The following is a 26,543-nucleotide window of genomic DNA, read 5'->3' on the forward strand; positions in this document are numbered from 1 at the left end:
GAAGTGCGCGAGTTAGAGGCTGCGAGCAACCTGAACCTTCTCGAAGACTTCGATCTTGTCGCCAACCTTGACGTCGTTGTAGCTCTTGACGCCGATACCGCATTCCATGCCGGCACGCACTTCGGCAGCGTCATCCTTGAAGCGGCGCAGGGATTCCAGCTCGCCTTCGAAGATAACGATGTCTTCACGCAGTACACGGATTGGACGGTTACGGTACACGGTGCCTTCGACAACCATACAACCGGCGATCGCACCGAACTTCGGCGAGCGGAACACGTCACGCACCTCGGCGATACCCAGGATGTTCTCCCGGACGTCGCTGCCAAGCATACCGGTAAGGGCTTTCTTGACGTCTTCGATGATGTCGTAGATGACGTTGTAGTAACGCATGTCCAGGCCTTCCTGCTCGACGATCTTGCGAGCGCCAGCATCGGCACGCACGTTGAAGCCGAACAGCACAGCGTTGGAAGCCAGTGCCAGGTTGGCGTCGGACTCGGTGATACCACCGACACCGCCACCGACAACGCGCACTTGCACTTCGTCGTTACCCAGGCCGTTCAAAGCGCCGTTCAACGCTTCGAGGGAACCACGGACATCAGATTTGAGGACGATGTTAAGCGTCTTCTTCTCTTCCTGACCCATGTTCTCGAAGATGTTTTCCAGCTTGCCGGCGTGAGCACGGGCCAGCTTGACCTCACGGAACTTGCCTTGACGGAACAGAGCCACTTCACGGGCTTTCTTCTCGTCGGCAACTACACTCATCTCGTCGCCAGCGTCCGGTGTACCGTCCAGGCCGAGGATCTCGACCGGGATAGCCGGACCTGCTTCCTTGATTGGCTTGCCGTTCTCGTCGAGCATGGCACGTACACGGCCGTAGTTCGAACCGACCAGTACCATGTCGCCTTGGCGCAGGGTACCGTCTTGGACCAGCACGGTTGCAACCGGGCCACGGCCCTTGTCGAGGCGGGATTCAACCACGACACCACGGCCAGGAGCCGATGGAGTAGCAGTCAATTCCAGGACTTCGGCTTGCAACAGAACAGCTTCGAGCAGTTCGTCAACGCCAGTACCCATCTTCGCCGAGACCGATACGAATGGAGTCTCGCCACCCCACTCCTCGGACGTCACGCCGTGTACCGACAGTTCGCTACGGATGCGATCGAGATCAGCGCCCGGCTTGTCGATTTTGTTCACGGCAACGACCAAGGGAACACCGGCAGCCTTCGCGTGCTGGACCGCTTCAATGGTCTGCGGCATTACGCCGTCGTCCGCTGCAACGACCAGGATCACGATGTCGGTCGCCTTGGCACCACGGGCACGCATTGCGGTAAACGCGGCGTGACCTGGGGTGTCGAGGAAGGTGACCATGCCGCGTTCGGTTTCAACGTGGTACGCACCGATGTGCTGGGTGATACCACCGGCTTCGCCAGCGGCTACCTTGGCACGACGGATGTAGTCGAGCAGGGAAGTCTTACCGTGGTCAACGTGGCCCATTACGGTCACGACTGGCGCACGGGAGACTGCCTCACCTTCAAACTTCAGGGACTCGGCCAGGGAATCTTCCAGGGCGGTGTCGCTGACCAGGGTCACTTTGTGGCCCAATTCCTCAGCCACAAGCTGGGCAGTTTCCTGGTCCAGTACCTGGTTGATGGTGGCCGGAGTGCCCAGCTTGAACATGAACTTGATGATTTCAGCAGCCTTGACCGACATCTGCTGGGCCAGATCGCCCACAGTGATGGTCTCGCCGATCTTCACTTCGCGCACGACAGGGCCGGTTGGGCTCTGGAAACCGTGGGCGTTGCGTTTTTTCAGCTTGGCCTTGCCGCGACCACCACGACGGAAGCCATCGCTTTCTTCGTCGGTAGTACGTGGGGCAACGCGTGGAGCAGGCGCCTTCTCTTTAACCGAAGCACGATGCGGAGCGTTTTTGCGCTCGCCATCGCCACCACCACCGCGACGATTGTTATCGTCGGCACGGGGTTTGTCTGGACGACGTGGTTCGTCGCGCTTGCGGGCATCTGCTGCAGGAGCAGGTGCAGCGGCAACCGGGGTGGCCTCACGCACAGCTTCAGCAGGAGCGGCGACTGCTTCAGTGGAAGCAGGTTGCGCAGCAGCAGGCTGGCGACGCGCTTCTTCTTCGGCGCGACGCTTGGCTTCTTCTTCAGCCTTCTGACGAGCAGCATTTTCTACTGCGCGACGTTCTTCCAGTTCGCGTTTGCGCTCGGCTTCAATTTCTTCCGGGCTGCGCTGTACGAAGACTTTCTTCTTGCGCACTTCAACGCTGATGCTCTTGCTACCCGCAACACGCAGGGTGCTGGTGGTTTTGCGCTGCAATGTAATCTTGCGCGGTTCTTCCACTTTCGCCTTGTGGCTGCTCTTCAAGTGAGTCAGCAAAGACTGCTTCTCACTATCGCTCACACCTTCATCGGCGGCGGTGTGCGGCAGACCTGCCTCACGCATCTGCTGCAACAGGCGCTCTACCGGTGTTTTGACCTCATCGGCCAGTTGTTTCACCGTGACTTGCGTCATGCACTTCTCTCCTCAGGCCGCGCCTAATTACTCGAACCAATGGGCTCGGGCGGCCATGATCAACTTGCCGGCACGATCATCGTCAATGCCGTCGATGTCGAGCAGATCGTCAATAGACTGCTCGGCCAGGTCTTCGCGGGTAATTACGCCGCGCACCGCCAGTTCCATCGCCAAATCCTTGTCCATACCCTCAAGCGAGAGCAGGTCTTCGGCCGGATGGGCGTCTGCCAGCTTTTCCTCAGTAGCGATGGCTTTAGTCAACAAACGATCCTTGGCCCGAGCGCGAAGCTCGTTGACGGTGTCTTCGTCAAAGCCGTCGATGTTGAGCATTTCTTCCAACGGTACGTAGGCAATCTCTTCCAGGCTGGTGAAGCCTTCATCTACCAGCACCTGCGCCAGGTCTTCATCGACTTCCAGCTCTTCGATGAAGTTGCGCAGGATGTCACCGGTTTCAGCTTGCTGCTTAGCCTGGATGTCCGATTCGGTCATCACGTTCAGGGTCCAACCGGTCAGTTGGCTGGCCAGACGCACGTTCTGACCACCACGACCAATGGCCTGAGCCAGATTGTCTGCGCCAACGGCGATGTCCATTGCATGGGCATCCTCGTCAACGATAATTGCCGCCACTTCAGCCGGCGACATCGCATTGATCACAAACTGCGCAGGGTTATCGTCCCACAGGACGATGTCGACACGCTCGCCGCCCAATTCGCCCGACACTGCCTGGACGCGCGAACCGCGCATACCGATGCAGGCGCCTTGCGGATCAATGCGCTTGTCCTTGGAGCGGACCGCAATCTTGGCACGCGAACCCGGGTCCCGGGATGCAGCCATGACTTCGATCAGACCTTCGGCGATTTCCGGCACTTCGATACGGAACAGCTCGATCAGCATTTCCGGCGCAGTACGCGACAGGATCAACTGAGGGCCGCGGTTCTCAGTGCGGATTTCCTTGAGCAGCGCACGCAGACGCACGCCAACACGGAAGGTTTCGCGAGAGATGATGTCTTCACGGGCCAGCAACGCTTCCGCATTGTTACCCAGGTCGACGATCACGTTATCGCGGGTGACTTTTTTCACGGTGCCGGAGATGATTTCCCCCAACCGCTCGCGATAGGCGTCAACGACTTGAGCGCGCTCGGCTTCGCGAACCTTTTGCACAATGACCTGCTTGGCGGTCTGTGCAGCAATACGGCCGAACTCGATCGATTCGATCTTTTCTTCGACGACATCACCAACCTGGGCACCAGGGTGCGTTTGCGCAACCTTGCTTGGCCAGGTTTCGATGGCCGGATCATCAAGATCGGCTTCTTCGACAACCGTCCAGCGACGGAAGGTCTCATAGGCACCGGTGTGGCGGTTGATTTCCACACGCAGATCAACTTCATCTTCAAAACGCTTTTTGGTAGCAGTGGCCAGGGCCAGCTCCAGCGCTTCAAAAATCACGTTTGCCGGTACGCCCTTTTCATTGGATACCGACTCAACAACCAGCAGTACTTCTTTGCTCATCGTACGCCTCGCCTTTCGCAAGCCATTGGATCCGCGGGATCCGCGTCTCAGTCAAAACTGGGAATAATGTTGGCCTTGTCGATCATATCGATCGGCAACAGGAACTCATGGTCTTCTACCTGCACCACGACATCCTGTTCTTCTACACCGCGCAGAAGGCCCTGAAAGTTGCGTCGCCCTTCGAACGGGGAGCGCAGCCTGATCTTCACTTGTTCACCGGCATATTTAGCAAACTGCTCGATAATGAACAGCGGGCGTTCCATGCCTGGCGAGGAAACTTCGAGGGTGTATTCTGCGGTGATAGGATCTTCAACATCCAGCAAACCGCTGATCTGACGGCTGACAATGGCACAATCGTCGATCAGCACGCCGCCCTCTTTATCGATATAAACGCGCAACATTGAGTGGCGACCCTGAGCCGAAAACTCAATACCCCAGCATTCATAGCCTAGGGCCACGACCACCGGGGCCAGCAAGGCCTGCAACTCTTCTAGCTTGCTCGACACCTGAACCCCCTCGTGCATGTATGTGCATGCTGTGCAAAATAAAAAAATGGGCGAAACGCCCATCCTTGAAACGCCGTCGAACAGCGGCGTCGAAAGTGTCCAGCTAACAAAAAGCCCCTTAAAAGGGGCTCCGCTAAAACTGGTTGCGGGGGCCGGATTTGAACCGACGACCTTCGGGTTATGAGCCCGACGAGCTACCAGACTGCTCCACCCCGCGACAAAGCTGGGGCGGAAGTATACGACCGATCCCTTACAGGGTCAATGTAACCTTCCACCTACAAGAAAGCCCGCAACAGCGGGCTCTCCTGATAATTGGTACCGAGAAGGGGACTCGAACCCCTACACCCTATGGGCACAACCACCTCAAGGTTGCGTGTCTACCAATTCCACCACCTCGGCAATACAGCGTTTACAACCTTCTTACTTCTGCTCTCGAGCTGGAGGCACGTCAGTCGCTGGAGTAGCCGACTTTTGCTCTTGAAGCACCGGGACATCATCAGAAGCCGGTTTTGCTTTTGGTACTTCCAACACTGCTGGGTTTGGGAGACCTACCTGAGTCAGCACATGAGCCTTCTCTTTAGCAAAGTAACCTAACCCCAAGCTGGTTATGAAGAAACCGGCGGCAAGTATAGCAGTAAACTTACTAAGAAAGGTAGAGGAACCTTGGCTTCCGAACACAGTATTTGAAGCACCTGCACCGAAAGACGCACCAGCATCCGCACCTTTACCCTGTTGCAACAAAACCAGAGCAACTACGCTCAGGGCAGCCAACAGATGAAAAACGACTACGACTGTTTCCAGCATTTTTTCAGTTTCCCGCGGCGCGACAGATCGCACCGAACTCATCTGCATTCAGGGAGGCTCCACCAATGAGCCCCCCATCGATATCCGGCATGCCGAACAGTTCGACCGCATTGGCCGCCTTCACGCTGCCGCCGTATAGAAGCCGCACACCTTGTGCGACTTCAGAATTTTCTGCCGCCAACTGCGCGCGAATGGCTGCGTGCACATCCTGCGCTTGTTGCGGTGTAGCAGTCAGCCCAGTGCCAATGGCCCAGACCGGCTCGTAAGCAATGACCGCCTTTGCAAACGCACCAACACCCAGCTCCTCGATGATGCTGCCCAGCTGACGCGAGACAACTTCAAGAGTCTTGCCCGATTCGCGCTGCTCCAGGGTCTCCCCTATACACAGCACCGGAATCAAGCCACAAGCCTGTGCCGCGGCGAACTTGCGGTTGAGTGTCCCATCACGCTCGCCCATCATCTGACGACGCTCGGAGTGCCCGACAAGCACATAGGAACAACCCGCATCAACCAACTGACTTGGCGAAATCTCGCCAGTCAATGCACCTTGCATGGGCTCCACCGCAGAGTTCTGCGCGCCGACCTGAATCGACTTGCCTTTCAAGCCATCAACCACTTGGTTGATATGCAAGCAAGGCGGAAACACCGCGACATCAACACCGCCAGGCAAGGCCAAGTGACGAAGGCCGTTGATCAGCTCAGCGACACTGGCGCGGGTACCGTGCATCTTCCAGTTACCAGCTACCATAGTGCGACGCATGCTGTACCTCGTCGGTCAAAGTGGGCGCAGATGTTACCCAACCACATCATCACTGGCAAGCCGAATTCAGGCGCAAACTTCAGTTACCAGTTTCGCCAGGTCTTCGGCATGGCCGCGAACCTGGGTTTCGTCCTCGCCTTCGACCATGACGCGCACCAGAGGCTCTGTGCCGGACTTGCGCAATAACACACGCCCACGCCCAGCCATTGCCTGGGTCACACGCTCGCAAGCCTCTTTGACTGCCGGGTGCTCGATCGGGTTTTCGCCACCGGCGAAGCGCACATTGAGGAGCACTTGCGGGCATTTGCGCAGGGCTTGGCGCGCCTGTGCCAGGCTCTCTTCACGACGACGCAAAGCCAGCAACACCTGCAGCGCGGCGATGATCGCGTCGCCTGTAGTGGTGTGCTGGAAGCAGACGACGTGCCCGGAGTTCTCACCGCCGACCAGCCAGTTACGCTCCAGCAACTCGGCGATCACATAACGGTCACCAACATTGGCACGAATAAAGGGGATACCCAGTTCTGCCAGCGCCAGTTCAAGCCCGAGGTTACTCATCAAGGTACCCACGACGCCACCGTGCAGCTTGTTACGCTCATGCAGGTCACGAGCAATGATGAACAGCAGGTCATCACCATCCACGATCATGCCGGTGTGATCCACCATCAGGACCCGGTCCCCATCGCCGTCGAAAGCAATGCCCAGGTCTGCGTGCTCGGCCAGGACAGCCGCCTGCAGCTGCTCCATGTGGGTGGAGCCACAATTATCGTTGATGTTCAAGCCATTAGGCTGTGCAGACAGTACTGTGACCTGCGCGCCCAGCTCCTTGAAGACGCTCGGCGCTACCTTATAGGTCGCACCATGGGCGCAATCGACGACGATCTTCAACCCGGCAAAATTGGTGCTGCTTGGAACGCTACTTTTGCAGAATTCGATATAACGACCGGATGCGTCATTAATACGCGACACCTTGCCTAGCTTGCTGGATTCAACCACCGTCATCGGCGCATCCAGCAGCTCTTCGATCATCAGCTCGATCTCGTCAGGCAATTTGGTGCCCTGCCCGGAAAAGAACTTGATGCCATTGTCATCATGAGGGTTATGGGAGGCACTGATCACAATCCCAGCCTCAGCGTGGAACGTACGTGTCAGGTATGCGATCGCCGGTGTGGGCATAGGCCCCAGCAGCATCACATCGGCGCCGGCGGCCGACAAACCGGCCTCCAGCGCTGACTCAAACATGTAACCCGAGATACGGGTATCTTTGCCTACCAGGATGCGACAAGCGCCCATGCTGCGGAACGCCATGCCTGCCGCCCAACCCAACTTGAGCATGAAGTCAGGAGTAATCGGAAATTCGCCGACCCGACCACGAATGCCGTCGGTGCCAAAATATTTTTTAGTCATAAGTGCTCCATCATTCTTATTCGGCTGATTCTACAGCAGCGAGCATGCGCACCACGTCGACCGTTTCGGCGACATCATGTACACGCAAAATACGTGCGCCCTTGGTTACGGCAAGCGCCGCAAGCGCCAGGCCGCCATACAAACGCTCACCCACCGGGCGATTCAAGGCGAGCCCGATCATGCTCTTGCGCGAGACGCCGACCAACAGCGGGCGACCAAGGGCATGCAGAGCATCCATGTGTTTGAACAGGCTCAAATTGTGCTCCAAGGTCTTGGCGAAACCAAATCCCGGATCAAGGATGATCTTCTCAGGTGCAATTCCCACAGCCACGCACTGGGCCATCCTGTCAGCAAGAAACCCACTTACTTCGCCGACCAGGTCGTTGTAGTGCGGATTATCCTGCATATTGCCGGGCTCACCCAGCATATGCATCAGACAGACAGGCAGGCCGGTCGCTGCGGCGGCATCAAGGGCACCATCACGTCGCAACGAACGTACGTCGTTGATAAGTCCAGCCCCGAGACGAGCAGTTTCGCGCATCACCGCCGGAGTGGAAGTATCCACCGAGATAATCACATCCAGCTCGCGGGCGATGCGCTCGACAACCGGCGCCACTCGTTCCAACTCTTCCAATGGCGAAACAACACGAGCGCCAGGCCGGGTCGATTCACCACCGACATCAATCAAAGTCGCGCCAGCAGCCACCATCGCCTCGGCGTGGCGCAACGCAGCGTCGACCTGGCTGAAACGGCCGCCATCGGAAAAGGAATCAGGGGTTACATTGAGAATCCCCATGACATGTGCATGGGCCAAATCAAGAACCCGGTTGCCGCAAGGCAACCGGGTAGAGGACAACGCAGAAGTCATTTCAAACCTTAATGGTCAGCCGCCGGGCCACCGATTGGGGCTTCAGGGAGTTCATTCTGAACTACGGGCGGGGTGCCCGAGGTACCCGAACCACCTTCCCAATCACGAGGCTCACGCGGCGTACGGCCAGCCATGATGTCGTCGATCTGGTCGGCGTCGATGGTCTCATACTTCATCAGCGCATCAGCCATGGCGTCAAGTTTGTCGCGGTTATCAGTCAGGATCTGCTTGGCCGTACCGTAGCACTGGTCAATGATGCTGCGAACCTCGGAGTCGATCAGCTTGGCTGTCTCACCCGAGAAGCTGGCGCTCTGACCGCCACCACCACGACCCAGGAACACTTCACCCTCTTCCTCGGCATACATCAAAGGACCCAGCTTCTCCGACAGGCCCCACTTGGTCACCATGTTCCGAGCAATCTGGCTGGCACGCATGATGTCGTTGGACGCGCCGGTGGTCACACCGTCGAAACCAAGGGTCATTTCTTCCGCAATCCGGCCGCCGTACAGCGAACAGATCTGGCTGATCAGCGCCCGCTTGGAGAGGCTATAGCGATCCTCCTCCGGCAGGAACATGGTCACACCCAGGGCCCGACCGCGGGGGATGATCGACACTTTGTAGACCGGGTCATGCTCAGGCACAACGCGACCGACAATAGCGTGACCCGCCTCGTGATAAGCGGTGTTCTGCTTCTCTTTCTCGGACATGACCATGGATTTGCGCTCGGCGCCCATCATGATCTTGTCTTTGGCCAGCTCAAACTCTTTCATTTCAACAATGCGCTTGCCGGTACGGGCAGCGAACAAGGAAGCCTCGTTGACCAGGTTAGCCAGGTCAGCACCGGAGAAACCAGGCGTACCACGGGCAATCACAGCCGGTGCCACGTCGTCACCCATTGGCACTTTGCGCATGTGTACTTTCAGGATCTGTTCACGGCCACGGATATCCGGCAGGCCAACCACGACCTGACGGTCGAAACGGCCCGGACGCAGCAGTGCAGGGTCCAGCACGTCCGGACGGTTGGTCGCAGCGATGACGATAATGCCGTCATTCATCTCGAAACCATCCATCTCGACCAACAACTGGTTGAGGGTCTGCTCACGCTCATCGTGACCACCACCCATGCCGGCACCACGATGGCGACCAACGGCATCGATTTCGTCGATAAAAATGATGCACGGAGCATGTTTCTTTGCCTGTTCGAACATGTCTCGAACACGGCTGGCACCCACGCCGACGAACATCTCGACGAAGTCGGAGCCGGAGATCGTGAAGAAAGGCACTTTGGCCTCCCCGGCAATCGCCTTGGCCAACAAGGTTTTACCGGTACCCGGAGGACCCACCATCAGCACGCCGCGAGGAATACGACCACCCAGACGCTGGAACTTGCCCGGATCGCGCAGAAACTCTACCAGTTCGCCGACTTCTTCCTTGGCTTCATCGCAACCGGCAACGTCAGCCAGGGTCGTCTTTACCTGATCTTCGGAGAGCAGGCGCGCCTTGCTCTTGCCGAAGCTCATCGGCCCGCCCTTGCCTCCCGCACCGCCCTGCATCTGGCGCATGAAGAACATGAACACGGCGATAATCACCAGGATCGGGAAGCTGGCTACCAGGAGCTGTGTCCAGATACTCTGCTGCTCCGGCTGCTTGCCTTCCACGACGACCTTATTATCCACCAGGTCGCCGATCAGCCCATTGTCCTGAATTGCCGGACGAATGGTCTTGAAGCTGTCGCCATCAATGCGCTTACCGGTAATCACGTAGCCATCAACCGCTACGCGCTCGACCTTGCCATCCTTGACTTGCTGGATGAAGTCGGAATAGTTGAGGGTCTGCGGCTCGTTAGGGCTGGAGAAGTTGTTCATCACCGTCACCAGGACAGCCGCGATGATCAACCACAGGATCAGATTCTTTGCCATATCGTTCAATTAACTACCCTCTGAAGCAAGCTCCGCTACTGGCGCGCGCTTCGCATGATATTCACCGGCCTAACTTACTACATTACCTACATCTCTGGCAGGCGCCGTCTGTAACCCTTTGTGAAACTTTGACTACACAATATTCGTAAAGCCTCATGACAAAAGCGATATAAAAAAACCTATCGCCTTCCTCGAAATTCTCAAAAACGCTCCTCGCTCGCCGCGCCTTCGACGCCGCGGAAGCCGCGGCATAACAGGTATTGTTCCCTGGACCTGTCCCGGGATGAGTCCGGCTTACGCGTCTGTACCTTGTCGAACAACTTGCGGATGTTCTTGTGGTACTCGTCGAAACCTTCGCCCTGGAACACTTTCACCAGGAAATCACCACCCGGACGCAATACGCGACCCGCCAGATCCAGTGCCAATTCGCACAGGAACATGGCTCGCGGCATATCAACAGCCGGTAATCCACTCATATTGGGGGCCATGTCGGAAATCACAAGGTCTACCTGCGAATTTCCTACAGCTTCCAGAATCTCGGCCAACACCGCGTCCTGGGTGAAATCACCGTGTACGAAGGTGACATCGGGGATGCTGTCCATCTCAAGGATGTCGGAAGCGATCAATCGACCTTGCCCACCAATCAGACGGCTGGTCACCTGGGACCAGCCACCGGGGGCCGCACCAAGGTCGATGACGCTCATGCCTGGACGAATCAACTTGTCCTTGTCCTGGATCTCCAGCAGCTTGTAGCTGGCCCGGGAGCGATACCCATCCTTCTGCGCCTTTTTGACGTAAGGATCGTTGAAATGTTCTTGCAGCCACTTAAGGCTAGTTTTGGAACGGGCCACGGGCCACCTCGAAAAATAAAACGGGTCGTGATTAACTGGGCGGTCCCGGACTCGCTCGGGTAAACTGGCCGCCGCTTTTTACAAGATCAGACGCAGGGGTCAGATTATGCCGCTCACTCAAGAGCAGAAGAAACAGTACAAATCCATTGGCCACCATCTGAAACCAGTTCTGATTGTGGCAGACAACGGGTTGACTGAAGGTGTGTTAGCCGAATTTGAACGCGCACTGAACGATCACGAGCTGATCAAGATCAAGGTCAACATCCTTGATCGCGAAGCGCGCCTGGCTGCCGTTGCAGAACTGTGCAAGGCGGGCAAGGCGGACCTGGTCCAGGTCATCGGCAAGATGGCGCTGCTGTATCGCAAGAACTTCAGCGTCAACAAGCAACTGTCGAACGTACACCGCTTCAAGTAACAAAAAGGGTCACGGGCGTGCTTCGCGCGCCCTGCCACTCCATCCTGGGACCGGCTGCATCACCAGCACCAGGCCGGAGAACCCTAGCACAAGATAGCTGAACAGCCGCCAGCGCAACGCTTCCGGCAGCCACACATGCACCACGCAAAACATCGCGCAGGCATACAGCGCCATCAACAGCAGTTGCCCACGAATATCTCGCCACAAACTCCCCAAGCCTTCAGCCTTGATCAGCACTAACGCCTGAAGCATTACGCACGCCGCCGCAAAACCTACCAGCAGCGCACTCAACAATCCGTCGACTTCGTCGATCAGCAGCGGTGCCAGGCCAATCAAGCCCAGCGCCGGTAACACGCCAATATGTAACAGCCACAGGCCACCGACCCAAAGCATCTGGGAGAGCTGCCAAAGCATGGCGCCCGCACGAAGCGGGCGCCGTTTCTCAGATGTGACGAACTTCGACAATCTCGTACTCGATCACGCCACCCGGCGTCTTCACAGCGACCACGTCGCCCTCTTCCTTGGCAATCAAGGCACGAGCGATCGGCGAACCGACGGAGATCTTGCCTTTTTTGAAGTCAGCCTCATCTTCTCCCACGATCTGGTAGGTCACGCTCTCATCGGTCTCGACGTTGGCGATTTCCACCGTGGTGCCAAAGATCACCTTGCCAGTATGCGGGATGGTCGTGACATCGATAATCACCGCATTCTGCATGCGGCCCTCGATATCACGAATCCGCGCCTCGACCATACCCTGCTGCTCACGGGCAGCGTGGTATTCGGCGTTTTCCTTCAAGTCACCCAGCTCGCGGGCCGTACCGATGTCCTGGCTCAGCTTTGGACGTACGACCTTGGTCAGATGGGCATGCTCCTCTTCCAGGGCCTTGGCACCCTGAACGGTCATTGGGTATTTGGTTATGCTCATGCCTTCAATCCCGCATGTAAATCCTGCAAGCGACGCACGGTCTTTTCCGGACCGAACTTGAGCGCTTCGCAGATGGCTTCGCCAGCAGCAATAGTGGTGGTGCAGTAGATCTTGTGCTGCAAGGCATTACGACGAATGGAGTAGGAATCCGCGATCGACTGGCGACCTTCGGTGGTGTTGATGATCAGGGTGACTTCGTCATTCTTGATCATGTCGACCACATGCGGACGGCCTTCCGTCACCTTGTTCACGCGGCGTACTTTCAGGCCCGCAGCTTCGATCAGCTTGGCGGTCCCGGCGGTAGCCACGACTTCAAAGCCCAAGTTGATCAGATCACGGGCAACCCCTGCAACCAGTGGCTTGTCGTCATCACGCACGCTGATAAACGCAGTACCGCCGGTCGGAAGCACTTCACTGGCCCCCATCTGGGCCTTGGCGAATGCTTCACCGAAGGTATCGCCCACGCCCATCACTTCACCCGTGGACTTCATCTCCGGGCCCAGGATCGGGTCCACACCAGGGAACTTGGCGAATGGGAATACCGCCTCTTTCACGCTGTAGAAGTTTGGAATGATTTCCTTGGTGAAACCGATTTCCTTCAAGGTCTTACCGGCCATCACACGGGCCGCGATCATGGCCAGGGACACACCGATGCACTTGGAAACAAACGGCACGGTACGCGAAGCCCGCGGGTTGACTTCGATGACGTAGATGTCTTCGCCTTGCAGCGCCAACTGTACGTTCATCAGGCCGACCACACCCAGCTCCAGCGCCATTTTCTTGACCTGCTCGCGCATCTCGTCCTGGATGTGCGCCGGCAACGAGTACGGCGGCAGCGAGCATGCGGAGTCACCGGAGTGAACGCCCGCCTGTTCGATATGCTGCATGATTGCGCCGATCACCACGTCGGTACCATCACAAACCGCATCCACGTCCATCTCGATGGCGCAGTTGAGGAAGTGGTCCAGCAGCACAGGGCTGTCATTGGACACTTTCACCGCATCACGCAGGTAACGCTTGAGTTCGTCTTCTTCGTAGACGATTTCCATCGCGCGGCCGCCCAGCACGTAGGATGGACGCACCACCAACGGGTAGCCGATCTTGCTGGCCGCACGGATGGCTTCGTCTTCGCTGCGCACGGTAGCGTTTGGCGGCTGACGCAGGTTAAGGCGCTCAACCATCTGCTGGAAGCGCTCACGATCTTCGGCACGATCGATAGCGTCCGGGCTGGTGCCGATGATCGGCACACCGGCGGCTTCGAGGGCACGCGCCAGCTTCAGCGGAGTCTGGCCGCCGTACTGGACGATTACACCTTTGGGCTTCTCGACGCGACAGATTTCCAGTACGTCTTCCAGGGTTACCGGCTCGAAGTACAGACGATCGGACGTGTCGTAGTCAGTGGAAACAGTTTCCGGGTTGCAGTTGACCATGATGGTCTCGTACCCGTCTTCGCGCAGTGCAAGGGCGGCGTGTACACAGCAATAGTCGAACTCGATGCCCTGGCCGATACGGTTCGGACCACCACCCAGGATGATGATCTTGTCGCGATCCGACGGCGCAGCTTCGCACTCTTCCTCGTAGGTGGAGTACATGTAGGCAGTGTCGGTGGCGAACTCGGCTGCGCAGGTGTCAACGCGCTTGTAGACCGGGAAGATCTCCAGCTTGTGGCGATGGGTGCGCAGGTTCTTCTCGGTTACACCCAGCAGCTTGGCCAGGCGCTGGTCGGAGAAGCCTTTGCGCTTGAGACGGAACATCAAGTCGCGGTCGATAGACGACAGACCGAGGGTCTTGACCTTCTCTTCTTCCTTGATCAGATCTTCGATCTGTACCAGGAACCACGGGTCGATCATGTTCATGCCGAAGATATCTTCGACGCTCAGGCCGGCGCGGAAGGCGTCAGCCACATACCAGATACGCTCGGCGCCCGGCACGGTCAGCTCGCGCTTGAGGATGCTCATGCTTTCCGGGTTGCTCAGGTCGAGCTTCTCGTCCAGGCCGCAAACACCGACTTCCAGGCCACGCAGGGCTTTCTGCAGGGACTCCTGGAAAGTGCGACCGATCGCCATGACTTCACCGACAGACTTCATCTGGGTGGTCAGGCGCGCATCAGCCTTGGCGAATTTCTCGAAGGCAAAGCGTGGCAGCTTGGTCACAACGTAGTCGATAGACGGCTCGAAAGACGCAGGCATGGCACCGCCCGTGATTTCGTTTTGCAGCTCGTCCAGGGTGTAACCGATCGCCAGCTTGGCAGCGATACGTGCAATCGGGAAGCCGGTAGCTTTCGAAGCCAGCGCCGAAGAACGCGATACACGCGGGTTCATCTCGATCACGACCATGCGGCCAGTGTCCGGGCAGATGCCGAACTGAACGTTGGAACCACCGGTTTCAACGCCGATCTCGCGCAACACCGCCAACGAGGCGTTACGCATGATCTGGTATTCCTTGTCCGTCAGGGTCTGCGCCGGAGCAACGGTGATCGAGTCACCGGTGTGCACGCCCATCGGGTCGAAGTTTTCGATGGAGCAGACGATGATGCAGTTGTCCTTCTTATCGCGGACAACCTCCATCTCATACTCTTTCCAGCCGATCAGGGATTCGTCGATCAGCAGCTCTTTGGTCGGCGACAGGTCCAGGCCACGGGCACAGATTTCTTCGAACTCTTCACGGTTGTAAGCAATGCCACCACCGGTGCCGCCCATGGTGAAGGACGGGCGGATGATGCATGGGAAGCCCAGCTTTTCGAGAACGGCGTTGGCCTCTTCCATGCTGTGGGCAATACCGGAGCGTGGGCAGTCAAGGCCGATGGACTTCATGGCCTTGTCGAAGCGCGAACGGTCTTCAGCCTTGTCGATGGTGTCGGCATTGGCACCGATCATCTCTACGCCGAACTTTTCCAGGACGCCTTCGCGCTCCAGGTCCAGGGCGCAATTCAAAGCGGTCTGGCCGCCCATGGTCGGCAGCAGCGCGTCCGGACGCTCTTTCTCGATGATCTTGGCCACGGTCTGCCACTTGATCGGTTCGATGTAGGTGGCGTCGGCCATGGCCGGGTCAGTCATGATCGTGGCTGGGTTGGAGTTCACCAGGATGACGCGGTAGCCCTCCTCGCGCAGGGCTTTACAGGCCTGGGCGCCGGAGTAGTCGAATTCGCAGGCCTGGCCGATCACGATCGGGCCAGCGCCGAGAATCAGGATGCTTTTTATGTCTGTACGTTTTGGCATGGGTTTGTCACTCAAATCCGCAGGTCAGTCGGCAAGCCGTCTTGAACAATCTTTGAAGAGCCTGCGGGGGCCGCCGAAGCTCGGGGCCACCCGCAGGCCAGTCAGTCAGCGTCGCTTGGCCATCTCATTGATGAAACGGTCGAACAGCGGCGCTACGTCGTTCGGGCCCGGGCTGGCTTCAGGGTGGCCCTGGAAGCTGAACGCGCTCTTGTCGGTGCGCTCGATGCCCTGCAGGGAACCGTCGAACAGCGACTTGTGAATGGCGCGCACGTTGCTTGGCAAGGAGGCTTCATCTACCGCAAAACCGTGGTTCTGGCTGGTGATCATCACAATGCCGGTATCCAGGTCTTGTACCGGGTGGTTTGCACCGTGGTGGCCGTGCCCCATTTTCAGGGTCTTGGCGCCGGAGGCCAGGGCCAGCAACTGGTGGCCCAGGCAGATGCCGAATACCGGGATGTCGGTCTCCAGCACGTCCTTGATGGCCTGGATGGCGTAGTCGCATGGCTCGGGGTCACCCGGGCCGTTGGACAGGAACACACCATCCGGTTGCAGGGCGAGCACGTCGCTGGCAGGGGTTTGCGCCGGCACCACGGTCACGCGGCAGCCGCGCTCGACCAGCATGCGCAGGATGTTGTACTTGACGCCGTAGTCGTAGGCGACCACGTGGTAAGGCAACTCGGCAGCATCAATGGTCGCATGGCTGTCAGTCTTCAAATCCCAGACCGTGGAACGCCACTCGTACTTTTCTTTGACGCTGACGACTTTCGCCAGGTCCATGCCCTTCAGGCCAGGGAAACCTTGTGCTGCGGCAATCGCCGCCTCTTCGGAAATATTGTCACCGACCATGATGCAGCCATTCTGCGAGCCTTTCTCACGCAGGATGCGCGTCAGGCGGCGCGTATCGATACCGGCGATCGCCACAACATTGTTGGCTTTCAGGTAATCGGACAGCGACATCGTGTTACGCCAGTTGCTCGCAACCAGTGGCAGGTCACGAATTACCAGACCTGCCGACCAGACACGATCAGACTCGACGTCTTCCGGTGTAGTACCGGTGTTGCCGATGTGCGGATAGGTCAGGGTAACGATCTGTTGGGCGTAGGAAGGATCGGTAAGGATTTCCTGATAGCCGGTCATGGCAGTGTTAAACACTACCTCTCCAACGGTTTGACCGTCGGCTCCAATGGCTTCGCCGCGAAAAATGCTGCCATCAGCAAGGGCGAGTATGGCTGGCTTAGTCAAGAAGACCTCCCGTAAATAAAGCCTGAAAGGGCGATCGCAGGTTGTAAAAAAGCGGAGTGACGTATGGACACGTCACCCCGCTTCTTCACTGAATTATTCTGCGCGCTTTTAGTGGACACACTAAAGCTGTAGCTTACAGAAAAAGGCTTTTTTGGTCCACCGCTAATGAGCCCTAAAGGCAGGAGAATGCGACAGGACGTCGCTTAGCGGTTAAAAACGGGGCCTCAGGATAATCCTGGAGCCCCGCTTTAGCTACTGGTTAGTGCAGATCCAGCACATCGCGCATGTCATACAGACCCGGCTCACGCCCTTCCAACCAGAGCGCAGCACGTACCGCACCCTTGGCGAACGTCATGCGGCTGGAGGCCTTGTGCGTGATCTCCAAGCGCTCGCCTTCGGTAGCGAACAATACGGTGTGATCACCCACCACATCGCCACCGCGCACAGTCGCGAAGCCAATGGTGTCTCGCGCACGCTCGCCGGTATGACCTTCACGCCCGTAGACAGCCACTTTCGACAGATCGCGACCCAGCGCATCAGCAATAGCTTCCCCCATGCGCAGAGCAGTGCCTGAAGGTGCATCGATCTTGTGGCGGTGATGGGTCTCGATAATCTCGATATCCGCTTCATCGCCTAGCACGCGCGCCGCCAGATCCAGCAACTTGAGCGACAGGTTCACGCCGACGCTGAAATTGGCGGCGAAGACGATGGGGATGTCCTTGCCCGCCTCCACCAGCAATTGCTTCTGCTCAGCACTCAAGCCCGTTGTGCCAATCACCATGGCCTTGCCTGCCTTGCGGCAGAACACCAGGTTTTTCAGCATCACATCCGGCAGGGTGAAGTCGATCAATACGTCGAACTCGTCAGCCACCTGCTCAAGACTGCCCGACAACGAAACACCGATGCGCCCCAAAGAGGCCAATTCACCTGCATCTGCGCCAATCAAGGTGCTGCCCGGGCGAACGATCGCCGCGGTCAGCCCAGAGGCCGGCGAACGCTGCTGCACCGCCTCGACCAGCGTTTTGCCCATGCGCCCGGCAGCGCCCATTACGGCTATACGTCGCATATCCACTTCCTTACAGGTCGCCGAAGAAGCGCTTCACGCCATCGAAAAAGCCAGTGGTTTTCGGCGAGTGGGAATCGTCACCTTCCAGCGAACTACGGAACTCTTCGAGCAATTCGCGCTGGCGCCGTCCCAGGTTCACCGGGGTTTCTACCGCTACACGGCACATCAGGTCACCCGCCCCCCCTCCGCGAACCGGCGCAACGCCTTTGCCACGAATGCGGAACTGCTTGCCGGTTTGAGTGCCCTCGGGAATCTTGAGCTTAACCCTACCATCAAGGGTCGGAATCTCCAGTTCGCCACCCAAGGCTGCATCGACAAAGCTGATCGGCACTTCACAGAACAGATGCTTGCCATCGCGCTGGAAGATCGAGTGCTCGCGCACATTGATCACCACGTACAAGTCGCCCGTCGGGCCGCCCTGCGTCCCCGCCTCGCCTTCGCCCGACAGGCGAATACGATCACCGGTATCCACACCTGCCGGCACTTTCACCGAGAGGGTCTTGTACTCTTCAACGCGGCCTTCGCCGTGGCAGGAGTCGCATGGATCAGAAATGATCTTGCCCTGGCCATGGCAACGCGGGCAGGTTTGCTGCACCGAGAAGAACCCCTGCTGCATGCGTACCTGACCGATACCACCACAGGTCGGGCACGTAATCGGCGAAGAGCCTTTTTTCGCCCCCGAACCGTCGCACGGCTTGCAGTTAACCAGCGTCGGCACACGGATGTTGACGCTGGTGCCGCGCACGGCCTCTTCCAGATTCAGCTCCAGGGTGTAGCGCAGGTCACTGCCACGCTGGGCACCGCCACGCTGACCACCGCGGCCACCGCCAAAGAAGTCGCTGAACACGTCGCCAAAAATATCGGAGAAGTTCTGGCCACCAAAACCGGCACCGCCGCCACCCATGCTCGGGTCGACGCCGGCATGCCCATACTGGTCGTAGGCCGCACGCTTGTTGGGATCACAAAGGCATTCGTAGGCCTCATTGGCCTCCTTGAACATCTCTTCGGATTCTTTGTTATCCGGATTACGGTCCGGGTGGTGCTTCATTGCCAGGCGGCGGTAGGCCTTTTTCAGGTCCGCTTCGCTGGCCCCGCGCTCCACACCCAACACTTCGTAATAGTCACGCTTTGCCATAAGTCTTTGCACTCTTAAGGACGTCCGGCCTGGCCCTCCTGAACCCTGCCAAACTCGTTGAGCCCCAATACAGGCCCGGACCCAACTCACGTCAATTCAACGATCCTGGTCATTACTGCTTTCAGCCAGGGACCCGGCCAAAAACGCGGTGACTGTCATTCGGAAAGCAGGAGCATTCCCGGTCACACCGCCAGCATCCGAGCGTTGTCGCATGCTGTAAAAATTCGCATACCCCAGACACGCCAACGCGGGAGCTAGCTCCCGCGCGGCGACATCCTACCAGTCACCGCTTGTCAGCGGTCAACCGGGCAACCAACTTACTTGTTGTCTTTAACTTCTTCGAACTCGGCATCGACTACGTCGTCGTGCTTGGCTTCAGGCTCTGCTTGTTGCGCAGCACCGTCAGCCGGCTGAGCTTGTTCGGCGTACATTTTCTGAGCGACCGGCGCGGAAACTTTCGACAGTTCCTCAACCTTGGCTTCGATGGCGGCCTTGTCGTCACCCTTGATGGCGGCTTCCAGGGCAACCACTGCGGCTTCGATTGCGGTTTTCTCGTCTTCCGTCACCTTATCGCCAGCATCAGCGATCATCTTGCGAGTCGAGTGAACCAGCGCGTCACCCTGGTTACGGGCACCTGCCAGCTCTTCAAACTTCTTGTCCGCTTCAGCGTTGGTTTCGGCATCACGGATCATCTGTTGAATTTCTTCGTCAGACAGGCCGGAGTTAGCCTTGATGGTGATCTTTTGCTCTTTGCCGGTAGCCTTGTCCTTCGCACCAACGTGCAGGATGCCGTTGGCGTCGATGTCGAAGGTCACTTCGATCTGTGGCACGCCACGTGGTGCTGGTGGAATCTCAGCCAGGTCGAACTTGCCCAGGGACTTGTTCTGGGCGGCTTGCTTACGCTCACCTTGCAGCACGTGAATGGTCACGGCGCCCTGGTTGTCATCGGCAGTCGAGAACACTTGGGATTTCTTGGTAGGAATCGTGGTGTTTTTCTCGATCAGCGCAGTCATTACGCCGCCCATGGTTTCGATACCCAGGGTCAGCGGGCTTACGTCCAGCAGCAGCACGTCTTTCACGTCACCGGCCAATACCGCACCCTGGATCGCAGCACCCATGGCAACGGCTTCGTCAGGGTTGACGTCTTTACGTGCTTCTTTGCCGAAGAACTCGGTTACCAGCTTCTGCACCAATGGCATACGGGTCTGGCCGCCGACCAGAATCACGTCGTTGATCGAACCAACGTCGATGCCGGAGTCTTTCAGCGCGATACGGCACGGCTCGATAGTGCGCTGAACCAGGTCTTCAACCAGCGCTTCAAGCTTGGAGCGCGAGATCTTCACGTTCAAGTGCTTAGGACCGGTAGCGTCTGCAGTGATGTACGGCAGGTTGACGTCGGTCGACTGAGCGGAAGACAGCTCGATCTTGGCTTTCTCGGCGGCTTCTTTCAGGCGCTGCATGGCCAGCGGGTCACCCTTGAGGTTCATGCCGCTTTCTTTCTTGAATTCGTCAACGAGGTAGTCGATCAGACGAATGTCAAAGTCTTCACCACCCAGGAAGGTGTCGCCGTTGGTGGCCAACACTTCGAACTGGTGCTCGCCGTCAACTTCGGCGATCTCGATTACCGAGACGTCGAAGGTACCGCCGCCCAGGTCATAAACGATCACGGTGTGATCGCCCTTGGCCTTGTCCATGCCGTAAGCCAGCGCAGCTGCGGTGGGTTCGTTGATGATGCGTTTTACGTCGAGGCCCGCGATACGGCCGGCGTCTTTGGTTGCCTGACGCTGACTGTCGTTGAAGTAGGCCGGAACGGTGATCACCGCTTCAGTCACTGCTTCACCGAGGTAGTCTTCGGCGGTCTTCTTCATCTTTTTCAAGATTTCAGCCGAGATTTGCGGCGGCGACATTTTCTGGCCGTTTACTTCAACCCAGGCGTCGCCGTTGTCGGCCTTGGCGATTTTGTAAGGCACCATCTTGATGTCTTTCTGAACGACTTCTTCGTCGAACTTACGACCGATCAGACGCTTTACCGCGTACAGGGTGTTATGCGGGTTGGTCACAGCCTGGCGCTTGGCCGACTGACCGACGAGGATCTCGCCGTCATTTGCGTAAGCAATGATCGACGGCGTGGTACGCGCGCCTTCGGCGTTTTCGATAACTTTTGCAACGCCGTTTTCCAGCACGGAGACGCAGGAGTTGGTGGTCCCCAGGTCAATACCGATAATTTTGCCCATGATTTACTCTCCCGAAACTTGAATTTTTTTGCCGCAGCAGTGGTGGCTAACTGCGGTAGCACTTAAACGCTTGACTTATAGATGGGGGCCTTGCGGCGGATTTCAAGCCTGCTCATCAATAGAAGGTGCAGCGGGTGCAGGAGCCTTGCTCACCACTACCATTGCCGGGCGCATCAAGCGGCCGTTGAGCTGGTAACCCTTCTGGAACACCTTCATTACGCTGTTGGGCTCCAGGTCATGGCTTTCCTGCATGGCCATGGCTTGGTGATGCTCAGCGTTGAACGGCTCACCGCCTTGCGGATCGATAGCTTCCAGCTGATAACGCTTCAGGGTGTCCTGGAACATTTTCAGGGTCAGCTCGATGCCTTCGCGCATGGGACGGATGTTTTCGTCGTCCGGATTGGACAACTCAAGGCCACGCTCCAGGCTGTCGATGATCGGCAGCAGATCACCGGCGAATTTTTCCAGCGCGAATTTGTGAGCCTTTTCTACGTCCTGCTCAGCACGGCGGCGGACGTTCTGCAGATCGGCGGCAACACGCAAAGATTGATCCTGCGCAGCGGACAATTGCTCTTCGAGCACTTGCACGCGTGTTGCCAGCTCATCACCGGCAGCCGCGTTGGCGTCTGGAGTTTGCGTATCCTGCGTCTGTTCGTCAGCCATAGATTTCTCCTTTCAAAATCATGCGCGAACTCAACTCGCGCTTCTGTTCCGGTATATGGGGCCACAATTTCCAGGTTCAAGGGCGCAGGCGTTACCAAAAGTCTTTCGCATGCGCTGGATCATTTCCTGCGCCCTCATTCCGCATCGCGCTAAGAAAATGCATTAATCAAGCAAATCGAGCTAAGCGTCAGGATTGTCAGCCTTAAACAAAACACTGTATAAATAACCAGACCTAAAGCCTGGGAGCGGCCGTCATGCTGGTGCACCTGTCTGTACACAACTACGCCATTGTTGAACACCTGGACCTTGAACTGGATCGCGGGATGAGCGTAATCACAGGCGAGACCGGCGCCGGCAAGTCGATCATGCTCGACGCTCTTGGTCTGACCCTCGGCGACCGCGCCGACAGTGGCGTGGTACGCCCTGGCTCCGACAAAGCCGATATCCTGGCCACCTTCGACCTTGCGGATATTCCTGAAGCCGAGGCATGGCTGGCCGAGCGCGATCTGAATAATGAAGGGCCTTGCATCCTGCGCCGGGTGATCACTGCCGAAGGGCGCTCCCGCGGCTATATCAACGGCACGCCTTGCCCCCTTGGCGACTTGAAAGCCCTGGGTGAGCTGCTCATCGATATCCACAGCCAGCACGAACACCAATCCCTGCTGAAAACCGATACCCACCGCCGCCTGCTCGATGAATACGCCGGCGCCACCGATCTTGCCCGTCAAGTTCAACTGGCTGCCCAACGTTGGCGCCAGACGCGCCAGGAGCTGGAACGCCTCTCCAACTCCGGCGATGAACAACGTGCCCGCCACCAGTTGCTCAGCTATCAGCTGGAAGAACTCGAAAGCCTGGGCCTGGGTGAGAACGAGCTGGAGCAGCTTGAACAGGAACACAAGAACCTGACCAATGCCGAGACCCTGCTAGGTATATGCCGCCAGGTGGTCGAGCAATGCAGTGAGAGCGATTCCGGCAATGTGCTCAACGCACTGACCGCCAGCCTCAATCGCCTGTCCAGCGTGAACAACGCTTCCGGCTCGCTGAATGAAGCCACCACCCTGCTGACCAGCGCACAGATCCAGGTTGAGGAAGCGGTCGGCGAACTGAATCGCTTTCTGGACCATTTCGATGCCGATCCAGCGCGCCTGCAGGAAATAGAAGAGCGCCTGGATACCATCTATACCCTGGCACGCAAGCATCGAATCCAGCCCACTGAAGTCGCCGCCATGCAGCAGAAATTGCTGGATGAAATCGAGACGCTGAACGCGAACGACGAATCCATCGAGCGGCTGGGCGAGGAACTCGCTTCGTTTGCCCGCCATTATCAAGAAAAGGCCCGAGAGTTGAGCGACCTGCGCCAGCAAGCAGCCACCAGCCTGGCCAGCGCCGTTGAGCAAGAAATCCAGCGCCTGGGCATGCCGGGCGGGCGCTTTACCATCGAACTACGCGCAAATGCCAGCCATGAACTGCAACCCCATGGGCTGGAACAAGTAGAACTGCTGGTCAGCGCCAACCCCGGACAACCTCTCAAGGCGTTGGCCAAAGTGGCGTCCGGTGGCGAGCTGTCGCGAATCAGCCTGGCGATCCAAGTGATTACCGCCCAAACCTCACGAGTTCCGACGCTGGTATTCGACGAGGTAGACGTTGGCATTGGCGGGCCGACCGCAGAGATTGTCGGCCAGTTGTTGCGCCGCCTGGGGGATCGTGGACAGGTGCTTACGGTAACTCACTTGCCGCAAGTGGCCGCCCAGGGTCATCAGCATTTATTTGTGCACAAGGTGCGAGGCAATGACGCGACGCATACGGCCGTCTCCAAGCTGAACAAATCGGAGCGGGTAGAAGAGGTGGCGCGGATGCTCGGCGGTATCGACTTGACCAAGGAGTCCTTGGCTCACGCGAAAAAAATGGTCGTGGCCGCCAAGGCCTGAACTGGTATTTCCGTCTTATAGAAAGCACGAAGGCGACCCTGGGGTCGCCTTCAATCGTTTCACAGAGCACATCTGCGTCGATTTTTACTTTTTCTTACGGATGTACAAGACCAGATTATGGTCGACCAAATCGAACCCATGCTCCTCAGCGATCTTATGCTGCAGCGCCTCGATTTCAGGACTGGTGAACTCGATAACCTCATTGGTATCCAGGTCAACCATGTGGTCATGGTGACCACCGTCGGCCAATTCGAACACCGCATGACCGCCGTCGAAATTATGACGAACCACCAGCCCTGCGGCTTCAAACTGGGTCAGCACACGGTAAACCGTGGCCAGGCCGACGTCCTCGTTAGACTCCATCAGCGCCTTGTAGACATCCTCGGCACTCATGTGGCGCTGCTCAGCAGAATCGAGCATTTGTAGAATCTTGACTCGTGGCAGAGTCACTTTGAGACCGGCTTTGCGTAGTTCGCTATTTTCAACCATGGTTAGCTTTCTCGCGGATGCTGCTTCGCAGCTTCTCTTAATACGGGTATGATCGGCGTTTACGTTGTCCCAGCCAAGATAGTGGAAGTCGCCCACCGATGCAAAACACCAAGCTCTTGCTAACCAGTTTCACCTTTGTGGGACTGCTCGCACTCGCCGGTTGTTCATTCCCCGGGGTTTACAAAATCGACATCCAGCAGGGCAATGTCGTCACGCAGGACATGATAGACCAGTTACGCCCGGGAATGACCCGACGGCAAGTACGGTTTATTATGGGCAACCCCCTGCTGACCGACACTTTCCATGCCGATCGCTGGGATTATCTCTATAGCCTCCAGCCAGGTGGCGGTGAACGCCAACAGGAGCGCGTCAGTGTCGTCTTCAACGGCAATGACCAGCTTGTCAGCCTGTCCGGTGACTTCATGCCCGGCGTGAGCCGCGATGAAGCGCTGCTGGGCAAGGACAGCGGCACCAACGTGACCGCACCTGTGCAGGAAGCTGAAAAGCCGAAATCCGAGGTGCCGGCCAAGCCAGGCTCGCTGCTGGACCAGATCCAGAAAGACGTCGACGGCGTGGAAACCGTGCCTGTTCCGACGCCGCAGCCTCTGGACACCGACCCGCAGTAATTTTGCGGCGCTCGATAAAAAGCCCGGCATGCCGGGCTTTTTGTTGCCTGCCTGTTCGCCGGCTTATGAATTTTGCTGCCTGCTCATCGCAGCTTTAGCCGCACGCAGCCTGCGCACTTCCTTGGGGTCCGCAAGCAGCGGCCGGTAGATTTCAATTCGATCACCGGGCTGCACAGCACGCAAATCAGCGTCCGCCACCACCTTACCGAAGATTCCCAGCGGGCAGTCGGCCAACACCAAATCCGGAAATTGCCGTGCGATTCCCGACGCCAGGACCGCCGCCCTCAGGCTTGTGCCCACGGGCATTGTCACCGCCAACAAAACCTGGCGATCCACCGCGGCATACACCACTTCAATCTCAACCATGCAATTGCTTGGCCCGTTGGCAGAACGCGTCCACCAGCGTATTCGCGGCCTGGTTGAACAATGGCCCCAAGGTGGCACGCACAATGGGCCCGGCATAATCAAATGACAGATCCAGGCTGATCTTGCAGGCCTTATCCGTCAGCGCCTTGAATACCCACACCCCATGCAACTGAGTGAAGGGCCCCTCCTGCAGATTCATTTCGATGGATTTGCCAGGCACCAGCACATTGCGCGTCACAAAATGCTGGCTAAGACCGCCCTTGGCGACCCCGACACTGGCAACCATGTGCTCGTCACTGCTCTCCAAGACCTCGGCAGTCGAGCACCAAGGCAGGAACTCCGGGTAACGCGCCACGTCGTTGACCAGGTCATAGAGCGCCTGCGCTGGATAGGGCAACAGGGCCGAACGTTGAATATGCGTCGTCATGTGAGCGTTACTTCCACTGCTGAGCGGCAAACATCGCGAAAGTACAGCCCGATCCGCGAGAGAAAAAAACCTAAGAACTGCCCGTATTGTCCGGGATTCATCCAACACGCTCAAGCACGCAGGTTGACCGTAGCCGACAAGCTCGCAACTCCCTATAATGCCGCCCCTATGGCTAAACAAAAGAAACACCCCACAGGGACCATCGCGCAAAATAAAAAGGCGCGACACGATTACTTCATCGAACATCGGTTCGAGGCTGGTCTGGTCCTGGCCGGCTGGGAAGTAAAGAGTCTGCGTGCCAGCAAACTGCAGCTGGTCGACAGCTATGTGCTGCTCAAGGATGGCGAGGCATGGCTGCTCGGCAGTCATATCACCCCGCTGACCACCGCGAGCACCCACGTGATTGCCGACCCGGTGCGCACGCGCAAGCTATTGCTCAATGCCCGCGAGCTCGAAAAACTCGCCGCGGCCGTGCAGCAAAAAGGCTACGCCTGCGTTTGCTTGTCGTGGTACTGGAGCAAGCACCTGGTCAAGTGCGAAATCGCACTGGGCAAGGGCAAGAAGGAATACGACAAGCGCGATACCGAACGCGAGCGCGATTCCAATCGTGAACTGCATCGCGCCGTGCGTAACAAGGGCAAGGAAGAATAACCCTTGCG

24 protein-coding genes and 2 tRNA genes are annotated in these 26,543 nt (G+C 57.8%); 4 read left to right on the top strand and 22 right to left on the bottom strand.

Annotated features, from left to right (window positions below):
• Positions 1 to 12: 12 nt before the first annotated feature.
• The 11 genes from infB to rlmE all read right to left on the bottom strand — a co-directional run bounded on the left by infB (position 13) and on the right by rlmE (position 11,150).
• The gene (gene infB, locus QYQ93_RS24725; protein ID WP_043051765.1) at positions 13 to 2,529 is read right to left on the bottom strand and encodes a translation initiation factor IF-2; all 2,517 of its coding nucleotides are present in this window, start codon (positions 2,527 to 2,529) and stop codon (positions 13 to 15) included.
• Between the two features lie 27 nt (positions 2,530 to 2,556).
• A complete protein-coding gene (gene nusA, locus QYQ93_RS24730) occupies positions 2,557 to 4,038 on the bottom strand; it encodes a transcription termination factor NusA (protein ID WP_043051766.1) in 1,482 nt (493 codons plus the stop codon).
• Positions 4,039 to 4,085: 47 nt separating this feature from the next.
• Positions 4,086 to 4,544: a ribosome maturation factor RimP gene (gene rimP / locus QYQ93_RS24735; RefSeq protein ID WP_043051767.1), complete on the bottom strand. Its 459-nt coding sequence runs from the start codon at positions 4,542 to 4,544 to the stop codon at positions 4,086 to 4,088.
• A 140-nt stretch (positions 4,545 to 4,684) separates the two neighbouring features.
• Positions 4,685 to 4,761, bottom strand: a tRNA-Met gene (locus QYQ93_RS24740).
• A 96-nt stretch (positions 4,762 to 4,857) separates the two neighbouring features.
• Positions 4,858 to 4,943 (bottom strand) — tRNA-Leu (locus QYQ93_RS24745).
• 21 nt (positions 4,944 to 4,964) lie between these two features.
• On the bottom strand, positions 4,965 to 5,348 hold the full coding sequence (secG, locus tag QYQ93_RS24750; RefSeq protein WP_338475668.1) for a preprotein translocase subunit SecG: 384 nt from the start codon (positions 5,346 to 5,348) through the stop codon (positions 4,965 to 4,967).
• Positions 5,349 to 5,352: 4 nt separating this feature from the next.
• On the bottom strand, positions 5,353 to 6,108 hold the full coding sequence (tpiA, locus tag QYQ93_RS24755; protein ID WP_043051841.1) for a triose-phosphate isomerase: 756 nt from the start codon (positions 6,106 to 6,108) through the stop codon (positions 5,353 to 5,355).
• Positions 6,109 to 6,174: 66 nt separating this feature from the next.
• Complete coding sequence (glmM, locus tag QYQ93_RS24760) at positions 6,175 to 7,512, bottom strand: phosphoglucosamine mutase (protein WP_043051840.1); 1,338 nt, start codon at positions 7,510 to 7,512, stop codon at positions 6,175 to 6,177.
• A 16-nt stretch (positions 7,513 to 7,528) separates the two neighbouring features.
• Positions 7,529 to 8,380, bottom strand: a complete 852-nt coding sequence (gene folP, locus QYQ93_RS24765) for a dihydropteroate synthase (protein ID WP_043051839.1) — start codon at positions 8,378 to 8,380, stop codon at positions 7,529 to 7,531.
• Positions 8,381 to 8,388: 8 nt separating this feature from the next.
• On the bottom strand, positions 8,389 to 10,299 hold the full coding sequence (gene ftsH / locus QYQ93_RS24770) for an ATP-dependent zinc metalloprotease FtsH (protein WP_046069552.1): 1,911 nt from the start codon (positions 10,297 to 10,299) through the stop codon (positions 8,389 to 8,391).
• A 200-nt stretch (positions 10,300 to 10,499) separates the two neighbouring features.
• Complete coding sequence (gene rlmE / locus QYQ93_RS24775; RefSeq protein WP_034117848.1) at positions 10,500 to 11,150, bottom strand: 23S rRNA (uridine(2552)-2'-O)-methyltransferase RlmE; 651 nt, start codon at positions 11,148 to 11,150, stop codon at positions 10,500 to 10,502.
• Positions 11,151 to 11,256: 106 nt separating this feature from the next.
• On the opposite strand from rlmE, the gene yhbY reads away from it, so the two are divergent.
• Complete coding sequence (gene yhbY, locus QYQ93_RS24780; RefSeq protein ID WP_043048386.1) at positions 11,257 to 11,565, top strand: ribosome assembly RNA-binding protein YhbY; 309 nt, start codon at positions 11,257 to 11,259, stop codon at positions 11,563 to 11,565.
• Positions 11,566 to 11,574: 9 nt separating this feature from the next.
• Here yhbY and QYQ93_RS24785 read toward each other — a convergent pair whose 3' ends face one another.
• From QYQ93_RS24785 to grpE, 8 genes are all read right to left on the bottom strand, one after another.
• On the bottom strand, positions 11,575 to 11,979 hold the full coding sequence (locus tag QYQ93_RS24785; RefSeq protein ID WP_043048387.1) for a hypothetical protein: 405 nt from the start codon (positions 11,977 to 11,979) through the stop codon (positions 11,575 to 11,577).
• A gap of 28 nt (positions 11,980 to 12,007) precedes the next feature.
• Entirely contained in the window at positions 12,008 to 12,484 is a 477-nt protein-coding gene (greA, locus tag QYQ93_RS24790) for a transcription elongation factor GreA (protein WP_338477294.1), read from the bottom strand.
• 2 nt (positions 12,485 to 12,486) lie between these two features.
• Positions 12,487 to 15,708 carry a carbamoyl-phosphate synthase large subunit gene (gene carB / locus QYQ93_RS24795; protein WP_043048389.1) on the bottom strand — a complete coding sequence of 1,074 codons (3,222 nt, stop codon included), beginning with the start codon at positions 15,706 to 15,708 and terminating at the stop codon, positions 12,487 to 12,489.
• Between the two features lie 105 nt (positions 15,709 to 15,813).
• The gene (carA, locus tag QYQ93_RS24800; RefSeq protein ID WP_043048390.1) at positions 15,814 to 16,950 is read right to left on the bottom strand and encodes a glutamine-hydrolyzing carbamoyl-phosphate synthase small subunit; all 1,137 of its coding nucleotides are present in this window, start codon (positions 16,948 to 16,950) and stop codon (positions 15,814 to 15,816) included.
• A 259-nt stretch (positions 16,951 to 17,209) separates the two neighbouring features.
• Positions 17,210 to 18,016 (bottom strand): 4-hydroxy-tetrahydrodipicolinate reductase, encoded by an 807-nt coding sequence (gene dapB / locus QYQ93_RS24805; RefSeq protein WP_338475672.1) that lies wholly within the window; start codon positions 18,014 to 18,016, stop codon positions 17,210 to 17,212.
• Positions 18,017 to 18,026: 10 nt separating this feature from the next.
• The gene (gene dnaJ / locus QYQ93_RS24810; RefSeq protein WP_005791501.1) at positions 18,027 to 19,151 is read right to left on the bottom strand and encodes a molecular chaperone DnaJ; all 1,125 of its coding nucleotides are present in this window, start codon (positions 19,149 to 19,151) and stop codon (positions 18,027 to 18,029) included.
• A 317-nt stretch (positions 19,152 to 19,468) separates the two neighbouring features.
• Positions 19,469 to 21,385 carry a molecular chaperone DnaK gene (gene dnaK, locus QYQ93_RS24815; RefSeq protein WP_043048392.1) on the bottom strand — a complete coding sequence of 639 codons (1,917 nt, stop codon included), beginning with the start codon at positions 21,383 to 21,385 and terminating at the stop codon, positions 19,469 to 19,471.
• Between the two features lie 102 nt (positions 21,386 to 21,487).
• Positions 21,488 to 22,048 carry a nucleotide exchange factor GrpE gene (gene grpE / locus QYQ93_RS24820; protein ID WP_043048393.1) on the bottom strand — a complete coding sequence of 187 codons (561 nt, stop codon included), beginning with the start codon at positions 22,046 to 22,048 and terminating at the stop codon, positions 21,488 to 21,490.
• Between the two features lie 254 nt (positions 22,049 to 22,302).
• Between grpE and recN the strand changes: the two genes are divergently transcribed.
• Positions 22,303 to 23,976, top strand: a complete 1,674-nt coding sequence (recN, locus tag QYQ93_RS24825) for a DNA repair protein RecN (RefSeq protein ID WP_217883354.1) — start codon at positions 22,303 to 22,305, stop codon at positions 23,974 to 23,976.
• 84 nt (positions 23,977 to 24,060) lie between these two features.
• Here the strand turns inward: recN and fur are convergent, their stop codons facing one another.
• A complete protein-coding gene (gene fur / locus QYQ93_RS24830) occupies positions 24,061 to 24,465 on the bottom strand; it encodes a ferric iron uptake transcriptional regulator (protein ID WP_003194220.1) in 405 nt (134 codons plus the stop codon).
• Positions 24,466 to 24,563: 98 nt separating this feature from the next.
• On the opposite strand from fur, the gene QYQ93_RS24835 reads away from it, so the two are divergent.
• Complete coding sequence (locus QYQ93_RS24835; RefSeq protein ID WP_043048396.1) at positions 24,564 to 25,091, top strand: outer membrane protein assembly factor BamE; 528 nt, start codon at positions 24,564 to 24,566, stop codon at positions 25,089 to 25,091.
• 63 nt (positions 25,092 to 25,154) lie between these two features.
• On the opposite strand, the gene QYQ93_RS24840 is transcribed toward QYQ93_RS24835, so the two are convergent.
• Entirely contained in the window at positions 25,155 to 25,457 is a 303-nt protein-coding gene (locus QYQ93_RS24840) for an RnfH family protein (protein ID WP_043048398.1), read from the bottom strand.
• Positions 25,450 to 25,884 carry a type II toxin-antitoxin system RatA family toxin gene (locus QYQ93_RS24845; protein WP_005791512.1) on the bottom strand — a complete coding sequence of 145 codons (435 nt, stop codon included), beginning with the start codon at positions 25,882 to 25,884 and terminating at the stop codon, positions 25,450 to 25,452. Before QYQ93_RS24845 ends, QYQ93_RS24840 begins: the two co-directional genes overlap by 8 nt.
• Before the next feature lie 168 nt (positions 25,885 to 26,052).
• Here QYQ93_RS24845 and smpB point away from each other — a divergent pair, with 168 nt between their 5' ends.
• The gene (gene smpB, locus QYQ93_RS24850; protein WP_014719962.1) at positions 26,053 to 26,535 is read left to right on the top strand and encodes an SsrA-binding protein SmpB; all 483 of its coding nucleotides are present in this window, start codon (positions 26,053 to 26,055) and stop codon (positions 26,533 to 26,535) included.
• The last annotated feature ends 8 nt before the right edge of the window (positions 26,536 to 26,543 follow it).

This window comes from Pseudomonas khavaziana (genome assembly GCF_036704165.1).
GTDB lineage: Bacteria > Pseudomonadota > Gammaproteobacteria > Pseudomonadales > Pseudomonadaceae > Aquipseudomonas > Aquipseudomonas khavaziana.